Below are 6143 nucleotides of genomic sequence, written 5' to 3'. Positions count from 1 at the left end.
GGACCGCGTTCGAGCATCGAGCGCTGGTCGTCGGCAGTGACCGTGCCGAGTTCCTGACCGGCTTACAGGCGCTGAGCCGGGGAGAGCAGGCCGCCGGCCTCGTCGAGGGCGTGGCCGGCGACCCCGGGAAGACCGTGTTCGTCTTCCCCGGTCAGGGCGCGCAGTGGGCCGGGATGGCCGTGGAGCTGTTGGGCACCTCCCCGGTATTCGCCGAGCAGCTGGCAGCGTGCGCGGACGCGTTGGCGCCGTTCGTGGACTGGTCCCTGATCGACGTGCTGCGCGGCCACCCCGACGCCCCCACGCTGGAGCGCGTCGACGTCGTGCAGCCCGCGCTGTTCGCAATCATGGTTTCGCTTGCCCGCCTCTGGCAGTCCCTGGGCGTCCACCCCGACGCCGTCATCGGCCATTCCCAGGGGGAAATCGCGGCCGCTCACATAGCCGGTGCGCTCACCTTGGAGGACGCCGCCAAAATCGTGGCGCTGCGCAGCCATGCGCTCCGAGAACTGGCTGGCCACGGTGGCATGGTCGCCATTCCGCTGCCCGCGGCCACGGTGGCGGAGCAGCTCGCGCGGCTGGGTGACCGGGTCAACGGTGACCGGGTCAACATCGCCGCAATCAACGGATCCCACTCCACTGTTGTTGCTGGCGACCCGGACACACTCGACGACATTCTGGACGCTTACGCAACGCGGAACGTCCCGGCCCGGAAGATTCCGGTCGACTACGCCTCCCACTCCGCCCAGGTCGAAAACATCCGGGAAAAAGTTCTCGGTCTGCTGGCGGACGTCACACCCCGCCCCGCCACCATCGCCTTCTACTCCACCGTCACCGGCATGCTCCTGGACACCACCGAGCTCACCGCCGACTACTGGTACCGCAACCTGCGCCAGACCGTCCGCCTCGACCCGGCGGTCCGCGCCGCCCTCGCCGGGGGGCACCGGACATTCGTCGAAACCAGCTCCCATCCGGTGCTCACCGTCGGCATCCAGCAAACCATCGACGACACCTCCGTCGGGGAGAACACCACGACGACTGTCACCGGCACTCTGCGCCGGCACGAGGGCGGCTGGCGGCGTCTGTCGACCTCACTGGCCCACCTGCACGTCCACGGCATCAGCCCCGACTGGACCGCCGTGTTCGGCCCGGCCGCCCGACGCACGGACCTGCCCACCTACGCTTTCCAGCGCGAGCGCCACTGGCTGGCCGCGCCCACCGGGAACGACGTCACCGCCGCTGGTCTGGACCCCGCCGGCCATCCGCTGCTGGCCGCGGCCCTCCCCCTGGCCGACGGTGACACCGTCCTGCTCACCGGACAGCTCTCCCTGGCGACCCACCCCTGGCTTGCCGACCACGCCGTCTCGGGCACAGTCCTGCTCCCCGCCAGCGCCTTCGTCGACCTCGCCCTGCATGCCGCCGACCAGGTCGGCTGCGATGAGATCGCCGAGCTCACGCTCGAAGCCCCGCTGGTCGTGCCCGACGCTGTCGGCATCCGGCTGCAACTGATCGTCGGAGCCGGGGACGACCCGGGCCGGCGGACGGTGAGCATCCACTCATGCCCTGCCAGCACCCTCGTCGAGGGAACCCGGTCGGACAGAGCGTGGACGCGGCACGCGACCGGCATCCTGACCAGCACTGACGGCGTCCTGACCGGCACTGGCACGACCGCGTCGGTAGCGGCGCCCGATGACCTGGCCGGGGCCTGGCCGCCGGCGGATGCGACCGCGGTGGACGTGACAGGCCTCTACCAGCGTCTGGCCGCCCGAGGCTACGACTACGGGCCGGTCTTCCAAGGGCTTCGAGCCGCCTGGCGGCGAGGCGACGATGTGTTCGCCGAGGTGCACCTGCCACCCGGGCAGCAGGCCGACGCAGGCCGGTTCGGGCTGCATCCGGCGTTGCTGGACGCCGCGCTGCACGCGGCGGTGGGTCTCGTCCCCGCCAGCGAGACCGAGGCTGAGACCGGGGCTGAGACCGGGGCTGAGACCGACGGGGAGCACGCGGCGCACGCAATCCGGCTCCCCTTTGCCGTCAGCGGCGTGTCGCTGTCCGCGGCAGGTGCCCGCGGGCTGCGGGTGCACGTCCAGCCGACCGGCACCGACCGGGTGACGCTGCGGGCCACCGACCTCACCGGCGCGCCCGTCGCCGCCATCGGCTCCCTGGTGCTGCGGATGACCTCGACGGATCATCTCGCCGGTGCCCGTGGGGTGCCCGAGGAGCCGTTGTTCGAGCTGACCTGGCCGGTGGTGGATGTGCCCCGCGAGATCCCACCGCCGGGTCGGTGGACCGTACTGGGAACGGACGCCCTGGGCCTGACCGCCCTGGCGGCGTCGACACGTCCATCGGTCGAGATCTGCCCGGACCTGGCCTCGCTCACCGCGGCCATCGCCACGGGAGCCCCGGTACCCGACACCGTGCTCCTGCCGTGCCCAGCCGCCACCGGCGCGGAGGCTACGCACACGACCACCCGGCAAGCGCTGGCCGTGTTGCAGGCCTGGTCGGCCGACGACCGGTACGCCTCCTCGAGGCTGGTCGTGGTCACCTACGACGCGGTCGCCACCCGCCCCGGGGAGGACATCGGCAACCTTGCCGCCGCCGGCGTCTGGGGCCTGGTCCGCGCGGCGCAGTCCGAACATCCCGGCCAGCTCGTCCTGCTCGACCTCGACCACCACCCGGACTCCCTGCACGCGCTCCCGGCCGCGCTGGCCAGCGGCGAGGGGCAGCTCGCCCTGCGTGGTGGGGAGATCCACGTCCCCCGGCTGGCCCGGCACCGCCCCCAGCGGGACCTGGCTCCGCTCGACACGGCCCGGACACACACACTGATCCCGCCCCTGGACACCCCGTCCTGGCGGTTGGACGTCACCACCCCCGGCACCTTCGACACGCTGGCGCTGGTGCCCCACCCCGAAGCGGACCAGCCGCTGGCCCGCGGGCAGATTCGCCTCACGACGCGCGCGGCCGGGGTGAACTTCCGGGATGTGCTCATCGCCCTGGGCGTCTACCCGGGGGAGGCCCGCATCGGCGCGGAAGGCGCCGGGGTGGTCGTGGACGTCGGCCCGGATGTCACCGGCTTCGCCCCCGGCGACCGTGTCATGGGCCTGCTTCCCGGCATGCTGGGCTCGTCGGCGGTCGTCGACCACCGCCTGCTGGTCCACATCCCCGCCGGATGGTCCCTCACCCAGGCCGCCACCGTCTCGGTCGCCTTCCTCACCGCCTACCACGCGCTGGCCGACCTGGCCCGGCTCCGGCCCGGCGAAACGGTCCTCATCCACGCCGCCACCGGCGGGGTCGGCATGGCCGCGGTCCAACTCGCGCGGCACTGGGGTGCCGAGGTCTACGGCACCGCAAGCCCCGGCAAGTGGCAGGTCCTCCGGGCCCAGGGACTCGACGACGACCATATCGCCTCCTCCCGCACCCTTGACTTCGAGCGGAAGTTCCGCACTGCCGCCGGTGGGGTCGACGTCGTCCTCAACGCCCTCGCGCACGAGTTCACCGACGCGTCCCTGCGGCTGCTGCGTCCGGATGGCCGTTTCATCGAGATGGGGAAGACCGACGTGCGCCGTCCGCACGACGTGGCAGCCGGCCATCCCACCGTGACCTACCAGGCGTTCGACCTGCTCCGCGACGTGACGCCCGAGCGCATCGGGCAGATCCTGGCCGAGCTGGTGGCGCTGTTCGAGCAGGGAGCGCTGCGTCCGCTGCCGGTGACCGCATGGGACGTCCGCCACGCCCCACAGGCCCTGCGCCACCTCAGCCAGGCACGGCACACCGGCAAACTGGCGCTCACCCTTCCCGTCCCGCTCGACCCCGACGGCACAGTGCTGATCACCGGCGGGACCGGCGTGCTGGGGCAGCTCGCCGCCCGTCGGCTGGTCACCCACCACGGGGTGCGTCACCTGCTGCTGACCAGCCGGCGGGGGAACGCCGCCGACGGCGCCGCGGAACTCACGGCCGAGCTCACCGCGCTGGGCGTCGCGGTCACCATCGCCGCCTGCGACGCCGCTGACCGCGACGCGGTGGCCGCGCTGCTCGCCGCCATCCCTCACCAGCACCCGCTGACCGCTGTCATCCACACCGCAGGCGTGCTGGACGACGCCACCGTGACCGCCCTGACCCCGCACCACCTTCACACCGTGTTACGTCCCAAGGTCGACGCAGCCTGGAACCTGCACGAGCTGACCCGCGGTCTCGACCTGTCCGCCTTCGTCCTTTACTCCTCCGTCGCGGGCATCCTCGGCAACGCCGGCCAGGCGAACTACGCCGCCGCCAACACCTACCTCGACGCGCTGGCCCACCACCGACAGGCACACGGCCTGCCCGCGACGTCACTGGCGTGGGGCTACTGGGCCCAGGCCAGCGGCATGACCAGCCATCTCCAGGACACCGACGTGACCCGGATGAACCGCACGGGGCTCATCGCGCTGCCGACCGAGGTGGCCCTGAAACTGTTCGACACAGCCATGACAACGCCGTACGCAGGCCTCGTACCGGCCCGGATCGACACGATGAAAATCCAGCGTCAGGGCAGCTCGGAGAACATTCCGGAGATCCTGCGCGGCCTTGTCCGCCTACCCGTCCGGCGGGTCGTGACGAGCGACGCCGAACCTGAGCGGAACTCTCTTGTGCGGCGGCTGGCCGGTCAGCCGGAAAACGAGCAGGAACGTCAGGTGATCGGCCTTGTGCGGACGACCGCCGCAACCGTCCTCGGCCATGCGGATCCGGGCACCATCGAAGCCGACCGTGGATTTCTCGCCTCGGGTTTCGACTCCCTCACCGCGGTGGAATTCCGTAACCGACTCAACGCGGCGACCGGCCTGCGCCTGCCCACCACGCTACTTTTCGACCATCCCACCCCGGCGGCGCTCACCGCCTACCTGCGCACCCAGCTCGTCCCCGTGTCCGCGGCTTCCGCAGCACCGTTGATCACCGAAATCAACCGGCTCCGGACGGCTATGTCGACGACTGCTGTGGACGATGACGAGCACACCGAGATCGCGACACGCATCCAGGGGCTCCTGCGGATGTGGAACGGCCGTCACACGACCTCGCGCGCGCACGGCTCCGCAGGGGACGACCTCGGTTCGCCAGCCGGCCCCGGCGCAGCTGGCGACCTCGGTTCGGCAACGGACGAGGAACTTTTCGCCGCACTCGACAACGAGCTGGGAATCCCCAGTCAGGCACATCGGACCGGTAGCCATAGGGAGAGCGAGACGCCGTGACGAACGAGGAGAAGCTCCGCGACTATCTCCGGCGGGCGACAGCTGATCTGCGGACCGCCAGGCAGCGCCTGGCGGAGGTCGAATCAGCCAGCCGGGAACCCATCGCGATCATCGGAATGAGCGGCCGGTTCCCAGGCGGTGTGCGGTCCGTCGAGAGCCTGTGGCAACTGGTGGTCGACGGAAACGAGGTCATCGCCGACCTGCCCGTCGACCGTGGCTGGGACGTCGATCGCCTTCATCACCCCGACCCGGAGCAAACCGGTGCGTCCTACGCGCGTGCGGGTGGATTCCTGCACGACGCGGCCGATTTCGACGCGGCCTTCTTCGGAATGTCCCCACGCGAGGCACTCGCCACCGACCCACAGCAGCGGCTGCTCCTGGAAACAACATGGGAGGCATTCGAGAATGCCGGCATCAACCCGGCCTCCGTGCGCGGCAGCGACACCGGTGTTTTCGCCGGGGTCATCGCCCAGGACTACGCTCCCGGTCTGGCCCAGAAAGCCACCCGGGACATCGAGGGCTATGTTCTGATCGGCAGCACCACGAGTGTCGCGTCCGGCCGCATCGCCTACACCCTGGGGCTGGAAGGACCGGCGATAACCGTCGACACCGCCTGCTCCTCCTCGCTGGTGGCCATCCACCTCGCCAGCCAGGCACTCCGCAACGGCGAATGCGGCCTGGCCCTGGCCGGCGGGGCCACCGTCATGGCCACCCCCAGAGCGTTCATCGAGTTCAGCCGGCAGCGCGCGCTGGCCCCCGACGGCCGGTGCAAGCCGTTCGCCGCCGCCGCCGATGGTTTCAGCCTCGCCGAAGGCGTCGGTATTCTGCTCCTCGAACGGCTGTCGGAGGCCCAGCGCCTCGGCCACCAGATACTCGCCGTGATCCGGGGCAGCGCCGTCAACCAGGACGGCACGAGCAGCCAGCTGACGG

The 6143-nt window shown here is 71.1% G+C and carries 2 protein-coding genes; both read left to right on the top strand.

Annotated elements, in window-relative coordinates:
- A partial coding sequence (locus tag MJ777_RS22925) for an SDR family NAD(P)-dependent oxidoreductase (protein ID WP_305039435.1) occupies positions 1–5213 on the top strand: 5213 nt, incomplete at its 5' end.
- A partial coding sequence (locus tag MJ777_RS21965; protein ID WP_239346440.1) for a beta-ketoacyl synthase N-terminal-like domain-containing protein occupies positions 5210–6143 on the top strand: 934 nt, incomplete at its 3' end. The genes MJ777_RS22925 and MJ777_RS21965, both read left to right, overlap by 4 nt.

It is taken from the genome of Protofrankia sp. Cj5, assembly GCF_917627405.1.
In the GTDB taxonomy this organism is placed as follows: domain Bacteria; phylum Actinomycetota; class Actinomycetes; order Frankiales; family Frankiaceae; genus Protofrankia.
The sequence above is the reverse complement of the archived record's forward strand: the minus strand, read 5'-3'. Positions and strand labels throughout refer to the sequence as shown.